At 62.7% G+C, this 23,710-nt stretch carries 23 protein-coding genes; 7 read left to right on the top strand and 16 right to left on the bottom strand.

Going from position 1 to position 23,710, the window contains the following annotated elements:
• Positions 1–3: 3 nt before the first annotated feature.
• The 11 genes from SBP01_RS00305 to SBP01_RS00255 form a co-directional block, all read right to left on the bottom strand.
• Entirely contained in the window at positions 4–774 is a 771-nt protein-coding gene (locus SBP01_RS00305; protein WP_320537068.1) for an electron transfer flavoprotein subunit beta/FixA family protein, read from the bottom strand.
• A gap of 24 nt (positions 775–798) precedes the next feature.
• Positions 799–1,692: a MaoC/PaaZ C-terminal domain-containing protein gene (locus SBP01_RS00300; protein ID WP_320537067.1), complete on the bottom strand. Its 894-nt coding sequence runs from the start codon at positions 1,690–1,692 to the stop codon at positions 799–801.
• Positions 1,693–2,184: 492 nt separating this feature from the next.
• A complete protein-coding gene (locus SBP01_RS00295; RefSeq protein ID WP_320537066.1) occupies positions 2,185–2,970 on the bottom strand; it encodes an SDR family oxidoreductase in 786 nt (261 codons plus the stop codon).
• 90 nt (positions 2,971–3,060) lie between these two features.
• Entirely contained in the window at positions 3,061–4,590 is a 1,530-nt protein-coding gene (locus SBP01_RS00290; protein WP_320537065.1) for an MFS transporter, read from the bottom strand.
• Positions 4,591–4,827: 237 nt separating this feature from the next.
• On the bottom strand, positions 4,828–6,294 hold the full coding sequence (locus tag SBP01_RS00285; protein ID WP_320537064.1) for an aldehyde dehydrogenase family protein: 1,467 nt from the start codon (positions 6,292–6,294) through the stop codon (positions 4,828–4,830).
• Position 6,295: 1 nt separating this feature from the next.
• On the bottom strand, positions 6,296–6,727 hold the full coding sequence (locus SBP01_RS00280) for a Zn-ribbon domain-containing OB-fold protein (RefSeq protein ID WP_320537063.1): 432 nt from the start codon (positions 6,725–6,727) through the stop codon (positions 6,296–6,298).
• 9 nt (positions 6,728–6,736) lie between these two features.
• Positions 6,737–7,942: a thiolase family protein gene (locus SBP01_RS00275; protein ID WP_320537062.1), complete on the bottom strand. Its 1,206-nt coding sequence runs from the start codon at positions 7,940–7,942 to the stop codon at positions 6,737–6,739.
• Between the two features lie 108 nt (positions 7,943–8,050).
• On the bottom strand, positions 8,051–8,869 hold the full coding sequence (locus tag SBP01_RS00270) for a VOC family protein (RefSeq protein ID WP_320537061.1): 819 nt from the start codon (positions 8,867–8,869) through the stop codon (positions 8,051–8,053).
• Positions 8,870–8,891: 22 nt separating this feature from the next.
• Positions 8,892–9,509 carry a helix-turn-helix domain-containing protein gene (locus tag SBP01_RS00265; RefSeq protein WP_320537060.1) on the bottom strand — a complete coding sequence of 206 codons (618 nt, stop codon included), beginning with the start codon at positions 9,507–9,509 and terminating at the stop codon, positions 8,892–8,894.
• Between the two features lie 75 nt (positions 9,510–9,584).
• Entirely contained in the window at positions 9,585–11,738 is a 2,154-nt protein-coding gene (locus SBP01_RS00260) for an acetate--CoA ligase family protein (RefSeq protein ID WP_320537059.1), read from the bottom strand.
• A gap of 76 nt (positions 11,739–11,814) precedes the next feature.
• Entirely contained in the window at positions 11,815–14,022 is a 2,208-nt protein-coding gene (locus SBP01_RS00255; RefSeq protein ID WP_320537058.1) for an acyl-CoA dehydrogenase, read from the bottom strand.
• A gap of 334 nt (positions 14,023–14,356) precedes the next feature.
• Between SBP01_RS00255 and SBP01_RS00250 the strand changes: the two genes are divergently transcribed.
• The 4 genes from SBP01_RS00250 (at position 14,357) to panB (ending at position 17,502) form a co-directional block, all read left to right on the top strand.
• Positions 14,357–15,100: an SDR family NAD(P)-dependent oxidoreductase gene (locus tag SBP01_RS00250; protein ID WP_320537057.1), complete on the top strand. Its 744-nt coding sequence runs from the start codon at positions 14,357–14,359 to the stop codon at positions 15,098–15,100.
• Entirely contained in the window at positions 15,093–15,602 is a 510-nt protein-coding gene (locus tag SBP01_RS00245; RefSeq protein ID WP_320537056.1) for a MarR family winged helix-turn-helix transcriptional regulator, read from the top strand. The genes SBP01_RS00250 and SBP01_RS00245 overlap by 8 nt, the downstream gene beginning before the upstream one ends.
• Positions 15,603–16,161: 559 nt before the next feature.
• A complete protein-coding gene (gene panD, locus SBP01_RS00240) occupies positions 16,162–16,590 on the top strand; it encodes an aspartate 1-decarboxylase (protein WP_320537055.1) in 429 nt (142 codons plus the stop codon).
• A gap of 3 nt (positions 16,591–16,593) precedes the next feature.
• Positions 16,594–17,502 carry a 3-methyl-2-oxobutanoate hydroxymethyltransferase gene (gene panB / locus SBP01_RS00235; protein WP_320537054.1) on the top strand — a complete coding sequence of 303 codons (909 nt, stop codon included), beginning with the start codon at positions 16,594–16,596 and terminating at the stop codon, positions 17,500–17,502.
• Positions 17,503–18,245: 743 nt separating this feature from the next.
• On the opposite strand, the gene SBP01_RS00230 is transcribed toward panB, so the two are convergent.
• Positions 18,246–18,995, bottom strand: coding sequence for a LysR substrate-binding domain-containing protein (locus SBP01_RS00230; RefSeq protein ID WP_320537053.1), 750 nt, complete (start codon positions 18,993–18,995; stop codon positions 18,246–18,248).
• Positions 18,996–19,032: 37 nt separating this feature from the next.
• On the opposite strand from SBP01_RS00230, the gene SBP01_RS00225 reads away from it, so the two are divergent.
• A complete protein-coding gene (locus SBP01_RS00225) occupies positions 19,033–19,437 on the top strand; it encodes a DUF5997 family protein (protein WP_275212894.1) in 405 nt (134 codons plus the stop codon).
• Positions 19,438–19,519: 82 nt separating this feature from the next.
• Here SBP01_RS00225 and SBP01_RS00220 read toward each other — a convergent pair whose 3' ends face one another.
• On the bottom strand, positions 19,520–19,900 hold the full coding sequence (locus SBP01_RS00220; RefSeq protein ID WP_320537052.1) for a VOC family protein: 381 nt from the start codon (positions 19,898–19,900) through the stop codon (positions 19,520–19,522).
• 155 nt (positions 19,901–20,055) lie between these two features.
• On the opposite strand from SBP01_RS00220, the gene SBP01_RS00215 reads away from it, so the two are divergent.
• Both SBP01_RS00215 and SBP01_RS00210 read left to right on the top strand, forming a co-directional pair.
• The gene (locus tag SBP01_RS00215; RefSeq protein ID WP_320537051.1) at positions 20,056–20,646 is read left to right on the top strand and encodes a hypothetical protein; all 591 of its coding nucleotides are present in this window, start codon (positions 20,056–20,058) and stop codon (positions 20,644–20,646) included.
• Positions 20,647–20,699: 53 nt separating this feature from the next.
• The gene (locus SBP01_RS00210) at positions 20,700–21,302 is read left to right on the top strand and encodes a DUF6919 domain-containing protein (protein WP_320537050.1); all 603 of its coding nucleotides are present in this window, start codon (positions 20,700–20,702) and stop codon (positions 21,300–21,302) included.
• Between the two features lie 66 nt (positions 21,303–21,368).
• Here SBP01_RS00210 and SBP01_RS00205 read toward each other — a convergent pair whose 3' ends face one another.
• The 3 genes from SBP01_RS00205 to SBP01_RS00195 form a co-directional block, all read right to left on the bottom strand.
• Positions 21,369–21,851 carry a pyridoxamine 5'-phosphate oxidase family protein gene (locus SBP01_RS00205; RefSeq protein WP_320537049.1) on the bottom strand — a complete coding sequence of 161 codons (483 nt, stop codon included), beginning with the start codon at positions 21,849–21,851 and terminating at the stop codon, positions 21,369–21,371.
• Between the two features lie 118 nt (positions 21,852–21,969).
• On the bottom strand, positions 21,970–22,374 hold the full coding sequence (locus SBP01_RS00200) for a universal stress protein (RefSeq protein ID WP_275212900.1): 405 nt from the start codon (positions 22,372–22,374) through the stop codon (positions 21,970–21,972).
• Positions 22,371–23,567 (bottom strand): tripartite tricarboxylate transporter permease, encoded by a 1,197-nt coding sequence (locus SBP01_RS00195; RefSeq protein WP_320537048.1) that lies wholly within the window; start codon positions 23,565–23,567, stop codon positions 22,371–22,373. The genes SBP01_RS00200 and SBP01_RS00195 overlap by 4 nt, the downstream gene beginning before the upstream one ends.
• Positions 23,568–23,710 lie beyond the last annotated feature (143 nt).

Genomic DNA, 23,710 nt, shown 5'->3' with positions numbered 1-23,710 from the left:
CTTTCAGATCAGGTTTTCGGCACTGAGGTATGCGGCAAGTTGCTGGGCTGCGTTTCCGTCATCCAGGACCTTTGTTCCCGCGGTACGCGCAGGGCGCTTGGCTGCACGGAGCACCAGATTTCCGTCGGCGTGGTTAAGCATGGGGAGGCCGACAACTTCCGCGCCGTGGACCGCCAGCGGTTTGCGCTTGGCGGTCATGATTCCCTTGAACTTAGGGAACCGCGCCTCACCGGATTGTTCCGTAACGGAGATGACGGCGGGCAGCGCGGCAACGAGGTTCTGGGTGCCGTCAACGCCTTGGCGCTCCCCTCGGATCGTTGAACCCTGCACATCCAGCGAGTTCAGGGGTCCCAGTAAGGGGCGCTGGAGCAGCTCAGCCACCATCGCGGGAACAACGCCGCCGCGTCCGTCGGTGGATTCGTTGCCGGCGATGACCAGGTCAAAACCTTCGTCCTTCAGGGCGCCGGACAACGCTCGCGCGGTAGTCAGTGCATCGGCTCCGGCCAGGAGTTCGTCCATCAGGTGAATCGCCGAATCTGCGCCCATGGACAGGGCTTTGCGCAGGGCCTCCGCGGCGGACGCCGCGCCCATGGTGACAGCGACAATTTCCACGCTCTTGTCGGCATCCTTGAGCCGTAGTGCGGCTTCGAGCGCGCGTTCTGTAATTTCATCAGCAACCTGCGCACCTGCCGTCCGGTCCACGGCACCGGCTGCTGTGAGGTGTCGTTCGTCTTCGGTATCCGGGACTTGTTTAATGAGAACTGCAATTTTCATGGTTGTCTCTTCCTTGCCTTGGCCCTATGCCCTTGCGGTTTTCGGTTCTTGGGAGCCGCGACTTGGTGCCGCGGTCCGGTGTGTGTAAGTGCCGCGGTCGAGCACCACGGTATCCCCCACAAGCACCTGGAAAATCGCACCTGTTTCCGTCCGCCAGATGCTGGTGGTTAGTTCATCGCCCGGAACCACCGGTGCGGCAAAACGGACGCTCATCGAACCGAAGGCATCGGGATCCGAAGCAGCGACGCCTTCCAATAGGGCGCGTCCGGCAAACCCCATAGTGCACAGCCCGTGCAGGATCGGTTTCTCGAATCCGACCAGTCCTGCCAGTTTCGGATCCGAATGCAGCGGGTTCCGATCCCCGTTCAGCCGATAAATCAACGCCTGGTCCAGCGATGTTTTCTGTGTGAAGCTCAGGTCGGCGGCACGACCCGGCAGAGCCCAGTGATCCGGTGGAACGGAATCCGAACCGAAGCCGCCCTCGCCGCGGACAATCATGGACGTGACGCTGGTGGCCACCGGTTCGCGTGTCCGGGAGTCCAGCAATTCCGTGGTCTGCTCAATGATGGCGTTCGCGCCCTTGTCGTAGACGGCGCTCATGCAGGCTCTCGGGATCACCGATCCCGAGCTCGGCAGTGCGCGGTGCAGCGTGATGGCCTGGCCGCCATGCAGGACCTGCGAAAGCTTGAAGTCTCCCATCTCATCCATGGATCCGCCGGTGCCACCAAGCACCACGGCGAATGTCGGCAGCACGCGCTGCTCGATGCCGCGCGAATTTTCGGTCGTGAAGGCGAGGTTGTGAGTTTGATCTTGGGCGCCGGCGCCGACGCTGAGTGCGTAGAGCAGGGCGTCCTTGGAGTCCCAAGAGTAGGGAGCCCCCTCGCTCAGCTTCCCGATGTTGTGTACATGGATCGCCATGGCGTTCCCCCTAACCACGGGTTATGGCCCGTGTGGTTTTGGCTCACCCTTAGTGGTGGTGTGGATCACTAAAAGAATATAACGAGATTCTAGTTCTTGTCTACGGTGCGGCTCCGTTGAAAGCGCTCGCGGCCTACCCATGGGAGGTGACTTCCAGGGCCGGCCCGATAAAGTGGCACGCTCCGTAACCCGGATGTTCCAAACCTCGAACATCCGGGTTACGGAGCCGCGAGACGAAAAGCTGTACTGATCGCGCAGGTCGGCCGGGCTGGTCCGGGCTTCCGGGCGAGGCGCCTCCGTCGGGCGGCGACCGCCCGGCGGAAGTCCTCAGGGGGACCCTCACAGATCCGCTCGGATACCCCGAGCCCGGAAGTCATCGCTGTGCGGAACCGGGAGACCTCCCGAAGCCTTGGCGTGGCCGCCAAAGAGGTCCTCCCCGCTTGGAGTGTTGTGCCACCAGCGTCCTGCTGTACCGGAAGTGCCGGATGTCGGCTAGTTCCAGATGTCGTCGCCGCGGAGAGCCGCGTCAGCCCCGCCGTCGATGTAGATGGTCTGTCCGGTGACGTGTGTGTTCTCTTCGCTCGTCAGCCAGACCAGAAGCCGTGCGATGACGACAGGATCGGAATGTCCGTTGAGGGGCATCGGCACGGCAGCATCGACCATCGTGCGGCCTTCCTCTGAAACGAGCAGGTCCCGGGTCATCGGTGTGAGAACAGTGCCTGGAGCGACGGCATTGACGGGAATACCGGTTCCGGCGTAACGGGGAGCGATGCTCTCGCGGCGGACCCAGCGGGAGAGCGCGCGCTTGCTCGACGTGTAGTTCAGGAAGCCGGCCTCGGATCCCTCCGCTTCGAGCGCCGTGCCGATCTTCAGTGCAAGGTCCTCGTCCCCGGCCAGGAGAGCGTCGACGAGTTCCGCTGAATTCTCCTGCAGGGACGCCATCGAGCTCACTACGGCCATGCGCGGCGAGTCACTCTGCGCAAGCGCCCCGGCAAGACCGTCGAGCAGGGCCGTCACGCCAAAGAAGTTGACGGCGACGGTAAGGGCCTTCGGCGCAGCGATGCCAGCGGCCGCGATAATCCCGTCGATTTTAGAATCGGAAGCGGTCAGCACGTCAGCGACGGCGCGCTCCCTTCCGGGCGTTGTCGAGAGGTCGGCTTCGACGTCGGCATTGCGGAGGTCGACTCCGATGACGCGGTGTCCCCGCTCGCGGAGGAGCTCGGAGGTGGCCTTACCGATCCCTGAGGCAGAGCCGGTGACGACGTAGGTGCGGGTCATGTGGTGACCTTGCTTTCTTTCGGGCCACAAGGGCCTGTTTGTGATTGGTTGACATCGAAGGTGGCGCTGCCGGCTGATCTGCATGCTCCCTCAGAGGCGCTCGATGGTCGTGACCTTGGCCTCGCCCCCGGCGTTGGCCGGCATCTCATCGGTGCGTCCTCGACGGGCGTTCCGTTCCGTGACCGATTCGGGAACCCACGGCACTGGGTTGCGGCGCATCAGCAGCGCGACCAGCACCGAAAGCACTGCAAAAGTCAGCACGACGACAAATGCGAGGCTGATCCCCTCCTGTGCAACCACGGTCGTCGCGGGATTCTGGTGACTGGCCAGAATGTAGGCGCCGATCGCTGAGGCCGCAGACTGCCCCACGTTTCGGACCATGGTGTTTGTCCCGGCAGTTTCTGAGGTGTGGGTTTGCGGTACGGCTTCGATGAGCACGTTCGGCAGTGCGCCATAAGTCAGCGAAATGCCGATCCCGTTCACGCTCATGGCGACCACAAACATCACCACGTTGCCGAAGGTAAGAAGAATGACCGGGATGACCAGGGCCATCAGGAGCAGGCCTGTAATGAAAATCAGGCGGGCACCGAAGCGGTGGGCCATCCGTCCTCCCAAGGGTGAGAAGAGGTACCCTACAAATGCCGTTACAAAGCCCAGCATTCCTGCACTCGTGGCTGTGAAACCCAGACCGAAACCGGTAGCTGTGGGGTACTGCATGACCATCTGTGAAGGAACAGCCATCCCTCCAACGGGGCCGAGGGCAGCGAGGACCGTGGCCGTCATGACCAAGGCAATCTGACGGTTCTTGAACATGCGCAGGTTTACGATAGGCGATTCAACACGCAGCTCCCACCAGACCCACAGAAGGCTCACGGCAACACCTCCGCCCATCAGGCCAATGAATTCGATCGAGCCGAATCCTGACTTGGAACTGTGGGAGAGGCCCAACAAGATAGCGCTGACAGCGATGGGCAGCAACAGTGAACCGAGATAGTCGGGCTTCTCGTGGTTCTTCACCACTATGTCCCGGGGGATCACAAACCAGATCGCGACCGCCGCCACGATGGCAAGGACCGCGGCGAATGCGAAGATACCGTGCCATGAATATACGTCGATCATGATCCCGGCCAGCAGGGCGCCGCCGGCTCCGGCGATCAGCGCGGAGGCACCGATCATGGAAACGCCAACCGGTATCCTGGCTTCCGCAAGATGTTCGCGGGCCAGCCCGAAGGCCAGGCCCATCACGGCACCTGCGACGCCCTGGATTGCCCGGCCAAGGATAATCATGCCTAGGGAGCCGCCTAACAGGGAGACGAGTGATCCGGCGCCTGCAATGATCAGGACGACCACCAGCACCTTGCGCCGGCCGTACATGTCCCCGAACCGTCCGCCCATCACGCCGGCAGAGGCGGACACCAGGAGGTAGGCGGTAACTACCCAGACGACGGTGTTTGCGTCGACCTGGAATTCCTTGATCAGGGTTGGCAGTGTCACATACATCATGGACAGTTCGAACGCGGAGACGATCTCGGCCAGAATTAGTACCGAAACAATCGCGGCAAAACCGGGGCGCCGTAGCGCCCGTGCAATCTGGGTGTTGGGATTCAAGGGTGCGGACATCGTTGTCCAGCCTTTCGCGGTTCGGTGAAGAAGGATGTGATAGGCCGGTAGATGGGGGCATCCAGCGGCTGTGGGGCAGACAAACTTTGGGCTTCGGTGCCCCGCGTTGAAAACGCCGGCTCATCCCCGGCGGACCGGATAACGACCCTGGCCTGCCTGAGACACGGGTCATGAACCCCTGTCGAGGTCACGTCAGGCGATTGACCGCCAGGGATGAATGCCTTGCCGTCCCGGGATTTATCCGTTCCCGTAGGCCACGGACTTGGTCCAGAAGAACTCTTCAAGCCCCTCCAATCCGCCTTCGTTGCCGTTGCCCGAGTGGCCTATGCCGCCAAAGGGCCGCTCGGCGACCGCAATGGGGGCACCGTTGACTGCCACTTCCCCTGTTTCCAGGGCTTCCGCCAGACGGATGGCACGGCGGGAATCGCCTGTCCAGACAGATCCGGAAAGCCCGTACTCCGTGCCGTTCGCGATAGCGAGGGCCTCTGCCTCATCGGAGAAGCGGATGGCGGCCAGAACGGGGCCGAAAACTTCCTTCTTGGCCAGTTCGCTTGATGGATCCACATCGGCCAGAACGGTGGGCGGGTAGTAGAAGCCTTCTGCCAGGTCGCCGTCGAGCCGCTGGCCCCCGGTGACAACACGGGCCCCTTGTTCCTGTGCCCGCTTGACCATGGAATCGATACGGTCAATGGCGCCCTGGTTGATGACCGGGCCGCAGATGGTATCGGGTTCCTGGGGGTTGCCGACCTTGAAGGATGCGGCGATGGCAGCGACCTTGGCCACGAACGCGTCGTAAATAGAGTCCTCGACCAGCAATCTGGTTGGCAGGGCGCAGGCTTGGCCACTCATCACGCCGAACGCCATGAAGGCGGAATACATGGCTGCGGCCTCAAGGTCTGCATCGGCAAAGATGAGGTTCGCCGATTTGCCGCCGAGTTCCAGGAGCACCGGCTTGAACGTTTGTGCGCAGGCGGTGGTGATTTTCCGTGCCGTTGCGGGGCCACCGGTGAATGTCACCTTCTTCACCAAGGGGTGCTCCACTAAGGCCGCGCCTGCCTCGGCACCCCCGGGGATAACGTTGAAGACGCCCGCGGGTATGCCGGCTTCGCTGATGAGATCGGCGAACAGCATGGCACTGAAGGGAGTCAACTCGCTGGGTTTGACCACCACGGTGTTTCCGGCGGCAAGGGCTGCCGGCACCTTCATTGCCAAGGACATCAGCGGGGCATTCCAGGTGATTATCACGCCGATCACCCCGTAGGGCTGGCGCAGCGTATGCCCGAAGGAGCCGCCGGCACCCACCACCGAGGTGATCCGGCCCAGCGGCAGCTTGTCTGCCCAGCCGCCGTAGTAGCGGATCCATTCCACCGCCGCGGCCACTGTGGCGGTGGCGGTGGATCGTGCGATGCCGTTGTCCGCGATGGCGAGGTCGGCAAATTCCTCCGTGTGCTCCTCAACCAACTGCGCCAGCTTCAGCAGCGCTTTGGCCCGGGCTCCGGCGGGGGTGGTGCGCCAGATGCTGAAGGCCTGGTGTGCGGCGTTGACCGCCTCATCGACCTCTGCCGCCCCGGCCAGCGGGACCGTCGCATCAGGTTGGCCGGTTGCCGGGTTGATGTGCTGGTGGATTCCCGCGCCCACGCTGCGCGCCTGCCCGCCGATGCGCAAGGTCACCGGCGGCAAGGCAAATTCAGTCCTCGTGTTCATTTCAGCTCTCCGGTTCGTAACGCAGCATGGTAATTCCCGCTTCCGGGTAGTCGCAGTAGACCGGTTTCAACCGCATGCCCACTTGGATGTCTTCCGCGGCGACATTGATCAGTTCGGTGGAAAACTTCGGGCCTTCGTCCCACTGCACCACGGCGAGCACCAGGGTGCCCTCGTTGGCGAAATGCGGAGCGACCGGTCGGGTGGAGATCGTATAGGTGTAGAGGCTTCCGGCGCCGGAGATCTCCCGCCATTCCAGATCGTCTGCGAGGGTGCCGGGGGCGAGGGGTCGCGGATAGAAGATGTACTCCCCCACCGACGGAGAGTACTGAATGCGGATCTTATGCTCGGTCAGCGCATCCCAAAAGGGCCTGGTCAGCGGGGTCGGTACGGGCATTGGCCGTTCAAGAACGGGTGGGGTGTATGTGGTGCTCATGGTGTTCTCCTATTCGCCTTGGAAAATCAGTGCCGTCTGTTCGCTCATGATGCCGCCGTTGCCGGTGACGAAGGCACGATTGCAGTCGGCAACCTGTGCCTCACCGGCACGGCCCATGATCTGCCTGGCCCCATCGATCACGTGGTGCATCCCTCCGGCTATGCCCGCCTGGCCGAAGGACAGTTGGCCGCCGGCAGTATTCATCGGGAAGTCGCCGCGAAAGGTCAGGTCGTGTGCATTCACGAACTGCATGCCCTTGCCCTTTTCAGCGAAGCCTGCATCCTCCAGGCTCATCAGTACCGTGATGGAATAGCAGTCGTAGATCGAGACCATGTCCACGTCCTTGCGGTCGATGCCTGCCATGGTGAACGCCTGATCGGCCGCATGGACCATCGGGGAGTACATCAGGTCCTTGGCGTAGGTGGGTGTCTTGTAGGGAACCCGCTCGCCGAAGCCCTTGATCCAGACCGGACGGTTCCGGGACTTTTTGGCCAGCTCCAGGCTGCCGATCACCACTGCCGCTCCGCCCTGGCACGGCATGACGATTTCGAGCATGTGTAAGGGATCGGCGACCATGGGTGATGCCAGCACGTCCTCGATGGTGATCGGCTTGCCGTGGAAGACAGCGCCAGGGGTGGCACAAGCGTTGGTGCGCTGGTCCACGGCGATCTTGGCCATGGCGCGTTCGTCGTACCCGAACTCGTGGCCGTAGCGTTTGGCTATTTGGCCGTAGGGGCCATTCTGTCCGAGGTTGCCGTAGGGGATTTCGAACTCCGCCTGCGGGGAGCCGTAGGCGTTCGATGACGCACCGAAGTACATCTTGTCATTCATGACGAACGGACGACGTTCGTGGGTCGGAACGTCGTGGGTTCCGGGGAAGGTCACCAGCACGGCATCACAGAGCCCAAGTTCCACTGCGGCGGCGGCACGCCATACGGCGGCGGCGGAGCCGGCACCGCCCAGGTCGACGATTTCGGCAAAGTTTGCGTCGATGCCCAAGTACTCGGTGATGGTAGACGGGACGAACATGTCCGCTTCCCCGATTTGTGGGGTGACTATTCCATTGACGTCGGAGGCGTCCAGGCCGGCGTCGTCCAGCGCGGCCTTCGACAGCCGGGCCCACTGCTCCAGGTTGAAGGTCTTTTCACGCGTCAGCTTGCGTTCCGGCGGCAGTTCAAAATAGCCAAGGATTGCGGCTTCTCCTCGAAGTCCCATGGTGTCTTTCTCCTTATTTCTGATGGTTTGGCATGCGTGGTGCACTGTTTTTGGGTGTCCGGAGCCAGGGCGGGTTTTTGGAGGTTGTTTGTGCAGGGCTAGCTGGTCCTAGCCGGTAGTCACCGGCACCGCAGCGGGCAGCGGAGAAATCCTGATCCCGAGTTCGGCGTGGTGCGACCCCGCCTGCAGTAACTCCACCAGCCCCGGGCTGAGGGGGCCGTCCCAGTGTTCTGACGCAGGCACGACGCCCAGCGCCAGGATTCCCGCCTTGCCGGTGGGAGTGGTGGTTTCCTGCAGGATCAGGTCTGCGCCCTCCGCCCAGTGGAATCCTTTGGCTGCGGGTTCCCCGGGTAGCGGGTAGTCGGCGGCCCCCAGGACGGTTCGAAGGACATGGGCGGCGCGCTCCAGGTCGCCTACCTGGCCAAAGACAACGGGAAGCTGTGAGCGCGGTTTTTCTGTTTCTTCCCACGGACAGGAGCTGTTGAAGTCATTGTTGTTCTCGGTGATCTCTTCAATGCTCTGCGGTGTCTGCACCAATTGGGTCAGGAAACCAAACCCCGTATCCCTGGGATGCAGGAATGCCTCCTGCCAGAGCGGGTGGGCGACGTTGACCAGGACCGGTTCTATCCCCTCTGCTTGCGCACCTGCTATCGCTGCGTGGATATCGTGCACTTTGAAGGTGATGTGGTGTGGTGCCGCGTTGCCATTGTTTTCGTGCAGGAAACGTTGGACAAAGGATTTCTGTTCCGTTCCCGGCTCCAGAAGTTCAAGGCGCATGTCCGCGGCCAAGGCGAGTTGGCAGGGGCTGAAGGCCGGCATCTTGAAGCCGCTGGCCCAGCGTGCACCCAGTTCCTGGTGCAACATTTCTCCCGCCGCGCGCCAGTCGGAGACCGCGAAGGCGACATGGTCCAGTTCGTGGGCGCTCATTCTGGCGCCCCGCACTTGGAAGCTAAGCGCGTCCGGCTTCGAGCTGCTCCAACCGCAGACCAATCATCGCCACGAAGCGGTCCAGAATGCGGTTGGCTTCCACCATGGTCTTGTCCCCGGAGGCCAAGCGTGCGACCAGGTCCATCAGGACGCACCAGACCATTGCCGTGATGTCCGCTGCCTCTTCTGGATCCAGCATCGAAAAGTCCGCCCGGATGGGTTTCTCCAGAACCTCGCCGAGCCGTTGCATCAGCGCCGAAACCTCCAGGTCCGACGTCGAACGCAAAACGATGATCGCTTTGTAGAAGTTCGGCTGCTTCTCGAAGGCCGCCAGTGCCATGCGCAGGCGCTGGGTAATTCGCTGGGTGGTGTTCAGGTTCAGCGCCCAGGATTCGTCCCGGGCGCTGAAGGGCACGGCCCAGTCGTAGACGACGTACGCGTAGAGGTGTTCCTTGGAGGAGAAATACCTGTACAGCGTTCCCAATGCCACGTTCGCCTCGGAGGCCACATCGCGAATTTGGATTGACTCGTAGTCGTTGGCCCGCAAGAGCAGCTTTGCCGCATCCAGAATCCGTTGCCGGCGTACCAACTGGTACGAGGGAAGTGTGATGGTTTCGCTCGAGAGGAGTCCGACCATCATTCGCCTCCTGCTTGAAAATCCAGTGATGACTCCACGCTACCACCGGCTCCCCGGGCAGGAACGCTGCGCGCGGCATCAGCGGTCCTTCCACCGGATCAAAGCGTCCAACGCCTCGATCTGGTTTCCGGATACCCGCAGCGGGTTGATTTCCAGTTCCTCGAGTTCATCCCCCAGTCCGACGGCGACCTGGGAAATCTTGAATATCGCTGCGGCGAGTTCATCGAGGTCGGTTGCCTCGGCGCCGCGGAATCCGGTGAGGAGGTCGATTCCTTTGAGGGATTCGAGCATGCGGCGTATTTCAGCCGGTCCCACCGGGACCAGGCGCAGCGCGGAATCCTTGAGGATCTCCACCATGACCCCGCCGAATCCTACAGCGAGCACGAGGCCCCACTGCGGGTCGCGGACGATGCCTACCAACAGTTCTGTGCCGGCCGGACGCATGGGCGATACGGCCACACCTTGGATACGGGCCTCGGGTGCCAGCTTGGCCACGGAGGTGCGGATGAAGTCGTAGGCTTCGGAAACTGCTTCGGCGTCCTGGAGCATCAGGCGGACCCCGCCGACGTCGGTCTTGTGGGCGATATCTTCCGAGGCTACCTTCAGTACCACCGGATAGCCCATGGACTGCGCTGCCGCCACGGCGGTCTGCGCGGAGGTGGCAATTACGGCAGGGACGTATGGCACACCGTGTTCACGCAGGAACTCCCCGGCCTGGACCTCCGTCCACTTCTCCGCGCCTGCGGGTTTGGCGATGCGGGGCGGCACTGGAAGTTCGCCGTCGTTCGCGAGTTCCGCGGTGCGTTTGCCCCACCAGATACTTCGGGCCACTGCGGGGATGCCGCGGTCGAACGAATCCGAAGCGTGCGGGTAGCCGTGTTCGGCTGCATACTGGCGTCCAAATTCGGTGACCTCGGTGGGCAGGAAACTCATCGGGATGACCGGTTTGGGTGAGGACTTCAACTGCCGCAACAGTTCATCCCCTGTCAGCCGGGACATGTCAACCATGGCCTGGTTAGCTGGCCATGATCCGTTGACCACAATGAAGTCGAAGTTGGAGTCGTCGATAAAGCACTGGTTGGCCTTGGTGAGAATCGTGGGATCAACCGAAATGTACCCGGTGGTGTCCAGGGGGTTGTTCACCGTGGCGGAGGAAGGTAGGCCCGCGTCATGCAGCCGTTGCACAGTGCTCTCTGCGGGGGTGGGCAGCTCCAGGCCTGCGGCCTCCGCCTTGTCTGCCACCAGGGCGCACATAGCCCCGGAGCCGGTCACCACTCCCATCCGGTTTCCGGCCAGGGCACCGTAGGATTCGATGATGCCTGCAGTGGCCACTAGGTCCTCAATGTTTTCGACCCGGATGACGCCGAACTGCTGGCAGGCAGCGTCGATGACCTTGTCGTCGCCCACCAGCGAACCGGTGTGGGCTGCAGCCACCCGCGCCGAGGCCTCACCGCGCCCGGCCTTGAAAATTACGATCGGTTTGCCCGCTGCACGGGCCCGGGCGGCAACTTCCAGAAACTGCGCCGGATCCGAAATCTGCTCCAGGTATGCGGCGATGACCTTGGTGTTTTTGTCCTCGACCAACACTCCCATGACGTCGATGGCGGAAACCATGGCCTCGTTGCCGACCGTCACCGCAATCGAACAGCCCACTCCGCGCGAGGCCATGTAAGGCAGCAGGTAGATGGCCAGGGCACCGGACTGGCTGGCCACCCCCACGCTGCCGGAGACCAAAGGCATCTGGGTCATGTGGCTGAAGGCGGCCACTTTGGCATGGGAGTTAATAAAGCCAAGGTTGTTGGGTCCCAGGATGAGCTGTCCTGCCGCACGGGCCCGCTCCACGAGCCTCGCCTGTAAGGCTTGGCCTTCTTCACCGGCTTCGCCCAAGCCTGAGGCCAGCAGGATCAGGTTGCGGATGCCCTTAAGCCGGGCCTCCTCAAGGATGGTCTCCAGTGAATTGGTGCCGGTGAGGACGATTGCCAGGTCCGGGGCCTCGGGCAGCGCGGATATCGAGGAAAAGGACGCCTGGCCATGACATTCTTCGCCGCGCCGGTTGACCAAGTAGAGCTCGCCCTCAAATCCTCCAGCGATTAGGTTGCTGTGCGTGAAATGGGACCAGGTGGAGTTGCTGTTCGCGCCTATGATGACCACGGACTTTGGTTCCAGAAGTTCACGCAGTCGGCGGGAATCCAGGTTCTGCAGGTTATCAATATCGCTAGTCAACGTTGTCATGCGAAATGGTTCCTTTCGGTGAAGCCGTGAGTAGTTGAGGCTGATAGGGGCGTCACTGTTGGTAGTCCGGCAGGCGCTAGCCGCGGGGGAGCCCCAGAATCCGTTCGGCTATGACGTTGAGTTGGATTTCCACGGTGCCACCGCCAATGAGAACCTGCGGTACGGCAAGTTGGCCGGTGACCGCGTCACCGGGCGCGTCGGCAAAGAGCGCCCCGGGACCGGCAAGACGCAGGACGTGCGAAGCAGCCTCACGGGCAAGCCGCGCATGCGCAACCTTCGCCAGGGAGGAACCTGCTCCGGGTAGCATGCCATTGACCTGCCGTAGGGTCTCACGCAGGTTCAGGGCGCCTATGGCTGAGCTCATGGCCCCGATACGTCCGAGTGAGGCGAAAGCCTCGCTCTCACTGCCGGTGAACCGAGCCTGGCGAATCAGCGTTCGCAGCGCATCCTCGGTTCCGACGGACACACCCGAAGAAATCTGGGTTCGTTCGTTTTGCAGCGTGGTGGCGGTGATACGCCACCCCTGGCCGGGTTCACCCAGGAGATAAGCGTCGGGAACGAAGACAGAGTCGAGGAAAACTTCATTGAATTCCGACTCTCCGGTCGACTGCTTAAGCGGGCGGATCTCCACCCCGGCAGTGCGCATATCGACGAGGAAGTAGCTCAGGCCCTTGTGCTTTGGCACTTCAGCGTCAGTTCGCGCGAGGCAGATTCCCCAGTCGGCTTCGTGGGCGCCCGAGGTCCAGACTTTTTGTCCCGTTACCTCCCAGCCGCCTTCGACCTTTGTAGCTCGCGTCGCCAGTCCGGCAAGGTCGGATCCGGCACCGGGTTCAGAGAAAAGTTGGCACCAAATCAGTTCACCGAGCAAGGTCGGGAGCGCGAATTTGTCTTTTATTTCTTGGGTGCCGTACGCCAGGATCGTAGGCAAGGCCCACTCCCCGATGACTGACGAGGGCTGGGTTAGCCGGCGGCGGGAGTACTCCTGGGAGATCACCACCTGCTGGGCAGGACTGGCGCCAAGCCCATAGGGTGCTGGCCAGTGCGGGGCTGCCAAGCCGTGTCCGGCCAGGAAGCTGCGCTGAGAGCCGCGCGAATACCAGCGCCCCCCGTCGTGTTCGTTGCTCAACGACGCCGCCTGGTCCAGCAACTGACCGATGCGTGCACGGAAAGTCGGATCTTCGTCGGGCAATTCAATATCAATATGCCGTTCCAGCTCCACGGCGGTCTTGCCTGCGGAGACAAGGTGACCCTCTAGCGATGCCACCTGCGCGGCAAGCGTCATGGCCCGGCGCCAGTAAAGGTGGGCGTCATGTTCCCAAGTGAAACCGATGCCGCCAAAGATTGTGACCGCTTCGGTGACGGCCTCGACTGATGGAACAATGGCCGCTTCAATGGCCGACCCCACTGCCAGCCTTTGCTGGTCCTCGTCCTGTTCCAAGGCCACAAGCGCCGACCACGCCGCGGCGACGGCAAGTTCGGCGGCAATGAGCAGGTTAGCGCATTTGTGTTTGATGGCTTGGAAGGAGCCGACCGGGGCGCCGAACTGTTCGCGTAGCTTGGCGTAGTCTGTGGACGCCTCGACCGCCCACCGCATGATGCCCGCGGCTTCGACCGCGAGCAGGGCAGCCTGGAGGGTTTCGACGTAGGTTTCGCTCAATCCTTCCAATACCGCCTCGGAATCGATTACGACTCCAGCAAGTTCCAGGACGCCTGCATCGCGGGTCAGGTCCGAGCATCGCGCCGGAAGTCGACTCACCCCAGGACTACGGACATCGATCAGTGCAAATCGGGTCACCTCGTCGGCGCGGAATCCCACGACCAAGTACTCGGCCGAAAGAAGCGAGGCGACCGGTGCGCTGCCCTGCAGGAACCATCCGTCCTTGGTGGCAGTAGCCACGAAGGAAGCCGGGCGCAAGAGAAGCGAGCCCAACGCTCCGCCGGCAAAGAGATCCAAACCTTGTGCTGATGCTTTGCATGCATCGGCTCCGGCAAGAGCTGCACTTGCGAGGACGGTCGAAACATAAGGGCCAGGAACCAGACGACGACCGAATTCCTCGATCACAACGGCCGTATCCATCACGCCTCCGCCTTGGCCACCCCGCTCCTCTGCAATATGCAGCGCATGGAGTCCATTGTCCACCAGCTCCGCCCAGTAGGACGGACGCCCGCCGTCGCCGTAATTTTCCAACTGCTTCCGTGTCTCCAAGATGCCGGCAAAGCGTTCGGCAAAGTCGGAAACCGAAGCAGCCAGATCCGTCTGCTCTGCGGTAAGGGATAACGGCATAATCACTCCAGTGTCTTGGACGCGCCATCGGGCCCCAGAGGGCCACATCGGCAATGGAAAAGGAACTGAAACTAGACTCTAGTTCATAAAATGTGATTTGGGCAACATCTTTTCGTGTCCGATCTCTCATCGCTGATCACCTGCGACCCAGAGGTATTCCGCTGCGCTAACTTACGCCAGCCGGGTTGGAATCTACCAAGCGTTCGGCGAGCAGGCGTGCCCGTGTGGGACCCCCACTCGGCGGCGCTGAGAGCCGGGCAGGCGCTGTGGTCCAAACCCCAGGTATATGCTGTCCTCGCGACAGCATGTTCACAGGCCATGAGGAGAACTAGCCATGCTATTTGAAAACCAAGTGGCACTTGTCACCGCAGCAGGCGCCGGCATCGGCCGCGCCATTGCCCTGCGCCTGGCAGCGGAAGGGGCGGCGATCATCGTCTCCGACGTCAACGATGCCGCTGGCACCGAATCGGTCGCCCTCATCGAAGGTGCCGGAGGGCGGGCGGCCTACAGGCACGCCAACGTAGCGGAGGCTGCCCAAGTCCACGATCTAGTGCCTTTCGCCCTTCAACACTTCGGACGCCTGGATCTGGCGGTGAACAACGCAGGGATCGGTGCCATGCCCAAGCCGGTGCAGGACATCACTGCCGATGAGTGGGACCGCACCATCAATGTGACGTTGCGTGGTACCTTTCTGGCCCTGCAGTCACAGATCGCCCACTTCGTGGGGCAGAGACGTGGTTCCATTGTGAACATCGCCTCTCTGGCCGGCATCAGCGCCACTCCTCAACTAACCCCTTACGGTGCCGCAAAGCATGGGGTTGTTTCCCTCACCCGCAGTGTTGCCAAGGAAAACGCCGCCTTGGGAATCCGCATCAACGCGGTGGCACCTGGAGCCATTGAAACCGCGGCTTTGGCCTCTCTGCCACCGGAGGCCAAAGCCGGATACACTGCAGAGATTCCGATGAAGCGCCTTGGCCAGCCCGACGACATCGCCAACGCCACAGCCTTTCTGCTGTCCGGGCAGGCAAGCTTCGTCACCGGCGTCGTGCTGCGAGTAGACGGTGGAACCGATGCTTAGTTCAGAGGCCACGGCCGAAGAAAATGCAGGCCTGATCCGCGCTCTCCGCGGAATCCTGGCCCAGTGGACTGCTCCCGAGTTCATCACGGCGGTAGCAAGACGTGAGGATCTCCACTTTGATCCGGGTGCGTTGAAAATTCTCACTATCCTAAATTCCTTCGGCGCCCAACGGCCCTCGGCGCTGGCTTCGCGCATGGTCACCGGCGCCTCTAATATCTCTAAGATCACCACGCGTCTCGCGCAGGCGCGCATGGTTGAACGCACCAGCGACCCCCGCGACTCGCGCGCCACGCTGATCGGACTCACGGAGTCCGGCCGGAGGGCAGCAATATCATTGGAACGTTCCGGGAACTCCTTGGTCGTTGATCTGCTGGGAAGCTGGAGTCCGGCAGACCGGAACGAGTTGCTGCGGCTCCTGACACGGTTTGAAATCGAAAGCCACCGTGTCGCAGCCCTAATGACTGTCGGCACCGCAACGGGCCTGAAATCACTCAACGGTTAGAGGCCCGCTTTCACTAAAGTCCCCAAGCACGAGACTGGTAGCAGACCACGCATCTGTTACAAGCGAATGACGTCAAGACCATGAGAGGAAGCAATATGCTAGAAATCCTCGGACTCCGCAAGATGTACGGAAGGTCATTCCCGCCGTCGCTTGCGATTCAGCAGCTTCTTGGTCGAACGCAAGCGTGGATTCCTCGTGAATCGTACCGACTCTGGGTTTTTTCGAACGCCTTGTTTCCGCTAGTTACATTCAGATTCATTCATGCAACCTCATCAGTTCAGTCAGGGTCCGAACCATCTCGCCCTTTTCTGGGCCTTACTCTCCTCAACAACGGCATTTTCATCTCCTACTGCAGCCTACGTTGACCTTCAGAATCACCCGGATGAAGCACAGGAACCGATTGCTGAGTGCCACTTCGAGGAAGTGTCCGACCTGTTCGGGGCAAACGACACAGGTTGCTCCTTCTGGCTCTTCTATCCTTGACACGACTATCCGTACTCGCCCGCTACGCCACCCGCGTCAACGAACCTTTTTAGGGGTGTAATCTCCAATGCATTTGATGACTCGTATGATGTTCAAGTCCAAAATCCACCGCGCCACGGTCACGCACGCGGACCTGCACTACGTCGGCTCCGTCACCGTAGACCTGGACCTGTTGGAGGCCGCTGATATCCTGCCCGGCGAGCTAGTTGCGATTGTGGACGTCACCAACGGCGCACGCCTGGAGACCTACACCATCGCTGGCGAACGTGGCTCCGGTGTCATCGGTATAAACGGGCCTGCCGCACACCTGATTCAGGAAAACGACACAGTCATTCTCATCACCTACGCGAACATGACCACGGAAGAAGCTAAGTTCTACGACCCTAAGGTTGTACACGTGGACCACCACAACCGGATCCTTCGGCTCGGCAACGATCCCGCTGAAGGCATCACCCCCGGGCTGATCCGCCCGCCCTTCGCATTGAACAACAGGGCGGTGAACTAATTCATGGATTTCAGCGACAGCACTGATAACGGCGCTTCCGGTGACGTTCCGGCTCCCTACGGAAATGGTCCTTACGGGCCCGGAGATCCGGCTTCGGAGATTACATCGAGACCCGCCGGCAGGATCCGGACCCATCATCTGCAGCAGGCGAAGTGGAACGGCCAGCGTTTCGCCATGCTCACGGCTTACGAACAGTACATTGCAGAAATCTTCGACCAAGCGGGAATTGAGGTTCTCCTCGTAGGCGATTCGGCTTCCAACAACGTCTTCGGAAACGAAACCAGCCTGCCCGTCACAGTTGATGAACTGCTGCCGCTCTGCCGGGCAGTTGCTCGTTCTGCCACGCGCGCCCTCGTAGTCGCCGATCTGCCGTTCGGCAGTTACGAAGTATCCGCGAAACAGGCGGTGTCCACGGGTGTCCGTTTCCTAAAGGAAGGCTTCGCCCACGCAGTGAAGATCGAAGTGAGTGGCTTTTACGCGGAAACTGTGAGGGCAATGGTCGAAGCCGGCATTCCTGTGATGGCGCACATAGGATTCACCCCGCAAAGCGAGCATGCCCTTGGCGGCTACCGAGTGCAGGGCCGGGGGGATGATGCCCAGCGTTTGATCGAGGACGCCATAGCCTTGGCGGAGGCTGGCGCCTTCTGCGTGCTCATGGAAATGGTGCCGGCCGAAACCGCATCAGCCGTTGATGCCGCCGTTTCAGTTCCGACGATCGGCATCGGGGCCGGGAACGGAACCACGGGGCAGGTCCTTGTATGGCCTGACATGGCTGGCCTGCGCGGAGGAACAATGGCCAAATTCGTCAAGCAGTATGCAGACATCCGGACCACACTTAGCGACGCAGCTAAGGCGTACGGCGATGAAGTCCGGTCCGGGCAGTTCCCCGGCCCTGAGCACACCTTTCAGTAAACCCAAACAGCCCCGCCACCCAAGCCCCAAATTGGATAGAGGCGACCCACACACAAGTGGACCGACTCAGAGGGGGAGAAACATTGGCCTCTGAAATCTGGGGCTGTCAGCGGCACCAGCATGCATCTCACGGACCAGCTGCAATCGCTCGGTGGTGAGATCGCCGATATTGCGCCCGTAATGGCGCGATGCTCGACGGCGATCCGGAGGCCGTATGTCAGTAAAAAACCCTCGGCTACTTGGCGGCGTTCGGCCTGTTCGCCTTCACCCTTAGGATTCTTGCGGTCGTTGCCGGTAACGCGGCTCTCGACGCCGCAGGCCCATGGCCTCGATGCGGGCGAAGAGTTGGGCTTCGGTGTGTTCGTAGCGTTGCTCCAGGGTCTGTCCTGGGTGCCTGTGAAGCCGCCTTCGGCGAGGAGTTTGGCTTCGTGTCATTCTTTGGCTGCGTTCACAAAGGAGGCGTCTTTGAAGTGGTCGTCACCATCACCGTTGAAGTTCGCGGTGGCTTCTTCGCGGAGCTGGTCGATGGTGGGACCGCTAAGAAGTCTTTGCCGATGAGGTACACCCCAACCTGACGTCAGGCAGCGGTCGATTAGTGCGTCAGAATAGGGTCCGTTGGGCCTTTTCTGGACATACCTTTGTGGATGCCCTAAAGCCCAAGCTGACACTTTGGAGTCGAGGGCTGAGTGGCGGGTCAGTGCGAATCTCGCGCCGTCCCCGCCACAGCCGAGCCCGCCCCTCCCCTACCGCTTCCCCTTCTTCCGGGAGCCCTTCCCGCGGCCCTTGTCCGGGTTGGGCGCGTACCGCTGCGCCACCTTGGGCTTCTTGACGGCGGGTCCGCGCCGGTCCGGCTTCGGTTCCTTCTTGGGCTTCTCCTGCTGGGCGGAGGGCTGCCGGGAGCTCGCCGCGGTCCGGCCGCGGACAATCCCGATGAACTCCTCAATGATCTCGTCCGTCGAATCACTGGGCCACGCCAGCGCGATCTCGGTGACGGGCGCGCCCGTCAGGCGCCGGGCCACGGTGTCCTTGACGTTGAAATGCCGGGCCACGGACATCGGCAGGATCACCAGGCCGGCGCCGGACGCCACCACCTGCATGGCCATCTCCGGGCCGCCCAGTTCGGCGACGTCCAGGAACGTCTCTTCCGCCAGGTCGTCCAGCGCCACCTCCTCGAACACCGAAATCTCGTGCCCCTTGGGAGCCACCACCACGGGCTGCTCCTCGTACAGGGGGATCACATTGAGGCCTTCGCGCTCCACCGGAAGCCGGACGAAGGACAGGTCCGCGGTTCCGTCAGTTAATACGGACAGCTGCGCGCCGTCGTCGGACATGAACGGCTCCAGCGGAATATCCAGCACGCGCTCTTCCCAGCGGCGGATCCACTTCCCCGGCGTCACACCGGCCACGTAGGCGAAACGCAGCACGCGGGGCGCCTCGGCCTCCCGAGGTTCAGCGGGGGACGGGTTCTGCGGGGATTCATTGTCGGCGGGCACGTCTTCACAGTACCGCCCGCCCGGATACCCTTGAAGCATGACCTCTGCAAACTCCCAGTCCATGAAGCCGGCCACCGTTGCCAAGAAACTTGGCATCTACCTGCCCGCAACACCGCAGGAGTTCCAGGATTCCACCATCACCCGCGCCGACTTCGCCGAACTCCAGGCCAACCCGCCGGAGTGGCTCGCCGAACTGCGCCGCAACGGCCCGCACCCCCGCCCGGTGGTTGCCCAAAAACTGAACGTCTCCATCAGCGGCCTGGCCCGCGGCGGCGTTGAAGAAGCACTGACGACGGCGGAAATCACCGCGCTGCTGCAGGCTCCCCCGGCGTGGCTGGTCACCGAACGCGCCACCCACGCCGCCGTGCGCGCCGAGGCCCAGCGGGTCAAGGACGAAGCCGCCAAAAAGGACGCGAAGAAGGCCCGCCCGAAGGCTGAGTAGTCCTTAAAAATCGAAGCTTGTCTGCGGATCCGGACCGTCAGGCCCGGCTCCGCGGACAAGCTTCTTGTCTGTCAGGGGATTTTCAGTCCTGGTGCAGCTGCACCAGGTTGCCGCAGCCGTCCTCGAACACGGCCGTGATGCCGTACGGGTTCTCCGACGGTTCGCCCTTGAACTCCACGCCGGCAGCCACCAGCCGCTCATACTCGGCCCGAACGTCCGGTACGCCGAAGACGATGGCCGGCATCCCGGCGTCGTGCACTGCGTTCATGTAGTCCGCGCCGATCGGGTTGTCACTGGGCTCCAGCAGCAGCCCCACGGAACTGTCATCGGCGCCGGGATCCTTGATGATGAAGAGGTTGTGCTCGGGCATCGCCATGAGCGTCTCGAACCCCAAGGTTTCGGTGTAGAACGTGTGGGCGGCCGCGGGATCCGTGACATGGATGCTGCACATTTTCAGTCTCATGGTCCCAAGCTACCGGCCGGAAGCGCGGCCGGGAACCGCCAGGGCGCGAACCCGGCGGGAACCCCTGCAACCCATTGACCCCGGTGGCCGCAGGGGATGGAATGGAAGGAGCAGTCCGGAATCCTGGGCCGGGCCTGATACGGGGAGGTGCCGCGGTGCCGGCATTCGCAGAATCCGCCCTCATGGGAGCGTTCCAGCTGGTGTTCTGGGGCGCGGTGCTGGTCTGTGCGGTGGTTGCCACCGTTCTGGCGGTCCGCCACCATTCGACGCCGGCGGCTGACATGCGTGCCCCCGACACCGTGTTCTGGGACGTCTTCATGGGATCCGTCGTGGCCCTTCCGGCGATCCTGATTTCCACCCTGGCTGCACCCTGGTCCGGCGCGGTGCTCACTGTGCTCGGCGTCAGTGCCGGTGTGGCCGCGCACCGAAGCAGCCCGCGGATCCTGGCATGGCATTCGCGTGTCCGGCAGGAACGCCGGGCGCGTCCCCTCTACTCGGCCGCGCAGGATGCCCATGACATGCTCTTGGAACGCTGGCGCCGCTACGAACTGGATCCCGCCAACTGCATCGACTACCCGGGCATGACGGACGTCCGGCTTCCCGAAACGTCGGCCCTGATCAAAGCCATGCGGGAGGCGGAACAGCTGCGGGCAGAACGGCACCAGGGGTACGCTCCCGCCGTCGAACGCTTTGCCCTCGCCCTGAGCGCCGCGGAGAGGGCCGCGGGCATCCCGGCGGGACGTTAACTGCTGTGTCGCCGTCACTGGAGTCCGGCGGCGGGGCGCCGTAGCATCCGAGGATGGAACCCACAGAAGCGGACATCCGCGACCAGTCCGGCAGGCGCCTGGAGGACAAAGGGGCCTGGCGGCAGGCCACCAGCCTTGCAGCCGCGGGGGAACTGACGGCGCGCTGGCTGGAGGGCCACAGCGAGTACCAGGCCGCCACCTTCACTGCGCGCTTCGACGATGAAACCGGACCCATCGCCGCCGAGCTGGCCGCCCTCAACCGGAACGGGCTGTTCACCAAGGAATCCCAGCCCGGCCTGCGGACCGATCATTCTGCCCAGCGTCAGTACGTCACAGCATTCTGCAGCGCCGACGTGGCCGCTGATCTGCTTGCCCTGTCCACCCGCACGGACCTGGTGACGGTGGCGCACGCCCCCGGCGAGGCCAGCAGCGCCGCCATCCCGGTCACGCTCGACGGCGACGAGGTGGTCACCGTCCTGGGCTCCAGTGAGAACCCGGTGGACGAGGAGCAGATCCAGGACTGGGCGGACGAAACCAACGAAACCCTTGCCCTGCTTCTTGCCGACTCCTGGTACGTGGAAATCCTGGACCCGCTTTGGGGACGGAATGACGTGCTGCTCCCGGCCGTGCTCGCCACGCTGACCGCGCGGCATTAGGGCCGGCACTCCGGAGGGCAGCACAAAGGCCGCCCCGATGCGAGGCGGCCTTTGCGTTGGTAAGTGCTACAGCTCCACGGTGCCGCTTTCGCCCACACTCATCCGGCTGTTGGTGACCTTCGACTTCACCCACTGGAACACGGTGGCCGCGGTGCCGCCCGGGCTGGTCCAGTACTCCGCCGACTCCGAGTCCACCCGAAGCAGGCATACCTCCGGGGTGTCCGGTCCGTCCGGGTACCAGGCCTCAACGGTCTGGTTCCACATTTCGTGGATCTTGGCGCGGTCCGTGATCACCTCGGCGGTGCCCGCAACGGACACCCACTCGGTGCGCTTGCCGAAGGAGACGTTCACCCGGGGATCCGCCCGGACATGCGCCACCTGAGAGGTGTCGAGGCCGGTGAAAAACCACAGATCGCCGTCCTCCTTCACATCCTGGACGGCGAGGGGCCGGCTGACCAGGGCGCCCTCTTCGTTGATGGTGGTCAACATCCCGATGTGGGAATCGTTGATGATGTCCGTAACTTTGCTGATGTTTTCAGTGTCCGTCATGCTCTCACCTCGTTCTGATCGAAAGGGAAGTTCCCCCGCCCCAGCCTATTGGTAAGTATGCTTAGAATCCAGCCCGGTGGGCCGTCGGCACCCACCCGGTGTGACGCCGTCGGGCCCCCTAGAAGTGGGAGTTGCCGGCCTTGACCGCGAGCACGGGCCGGTCCGCCTGCATCAGGATCCGCTGGGCATGGCTGCCGAGGATGAACTTTCCGACCTGCGAACGGTGCCGCAAGCCGATCACAATAAGGGACGCATCCACCTCCCGCGCCACCTCCAGGAACTCGTCCGCAAGGTCGTTCAGATACGGGGGCTGCATCACCGTTGCCGTCACCCCTGCAGCCTCGGCCCGGCGGGCAGCATCCGCCAGCAACTCCGACGGCGCCACGGACTTGTCCACCAGCGCGCCTTCGCGGGCCGAATTGACGATCACCAGGTCCTCCTTCCGGAGGGTGGCCTCGGCGATGCCCGCCACGAGTGCCGCCTCCCCGGCTGGGGTGGGGACAAATCCAACAATGATGCTCATACCTTCTCCTTGATTTCTGAGGCGGCCGGGACGGCCGGCGTGGAGGCCTTGCGCTTGGCTGCGGCGCTGCGGATGGCCGGGAGCACCGCAACCAGGACAAACACCACCAGCAGGACGGCCGAAATGGGACGGCCGAAGAAGCCGGTGGGGTCGCCGCCGAACACCAGCAGCGAGCGGCGCATGGAGCTTTCCAGCAGCTCGCCGAGCACAAAGGCCAGGACCAGCGGCCCGGGCTCAAAGCCGAACTTCTTCATCAGGTAGCCCACGATGCCGAACACCACCACGAGCGTCACATCGAACATGCTGTTGTTGATGGTGTACGCGCCCAGCAGCGTGATGAGCGCTGTGACGGGTGCCAGGATGGCGGCCCGGACGCGCAGGATCTTCACGAAGATGCCCACCAGCGGCAGGCTCATGATCAGCAGCAGGATGTTGCCGATGTACATCGAATTCACCACACCCCAGAAGAGCTCCGGGTTCTGCTCCACCAGCTGCGGCCCCGGGGTGACACCCTGGATCAGCAGGGCACCGAACATCAGCGCCATGGTGGCGTTCGCGGGGATGCCCAGGGTCAGCAGCGGGATGAACGACGACGTCGCCGCGGCATTGTTCGCCGTTTCCGGTCCGGCCACCCCTTCGGGGGCGCCCTTGCCGAAGCGCTCCGGCTGCTTGGCGCGCTTTTTCTCCATGGCGTACGAGGCCATGGAGGCGATGGTTGCCCCGCCGCCGGGGAGGATCCCCAGGAAAAATCCGAGGACGGACCCTCGGGTGATCGCGCCGGAAGCCTGTTTCAGGTCGTTCCGGGACGGCCAGACGTTGGTGACTTTCGACGGCGCCTTGGCCGCCCGGTGCCGCTCCTCGAGGTTGTAGAGGATCTCGCCGAGGCCGAAGAGGCCCATGGCGATGGGCACAAAATCGATGCCGTCCGCCAACTGCAGGTTGCCGAAGGTGAAGCGGCTTTCGCCGGTGAAGATGTCGCGGCCCACCGTGGCGAGCAGGAGTCCCACGGCCGCGGCGGGCATCGCAGCCAGGGAACCCACCAGCCGGCCAGGCCGGTGCTTCGCTCCCGAGGGAACGAACTGGCCGAGCCGGTCTTCGCAGAGACGGCCGAATCCCAGCGCGTCCATGAAGCCTGTCAGGACACTGACCCCGGAGTGGGAGATCAGCGACTGGCCGGTGAAACTGACCGGCAAGGACGAAAACCCAGCTGTAGACTTTTTGCATCGCAAGGGTGCTCCCTCGCTCGGCAAATAACGGTCTCGACAACCACTATTTTTCCAGTTCAGAGCACCCTTTCCCTGATTAACACGCCAGCTCAGCGGCGTCCTCATGAAAC

Origin of the sequence: Pseudarthrobacter sp. IC2-21, from assembly GCF_034048115.1 — a bacterium.
In the GTDB taxonomy this organism is placed as follows: domain Bacteria; phylum Actinomycetota; class Actinomycetes; order Actinomycetales; family Micrococcaceae; genus Arthrobacter; species Arthrobacter naphthalenicus.
This window is presented reverse-complemented; position numbering and strand designations above follow the sequence as displayed.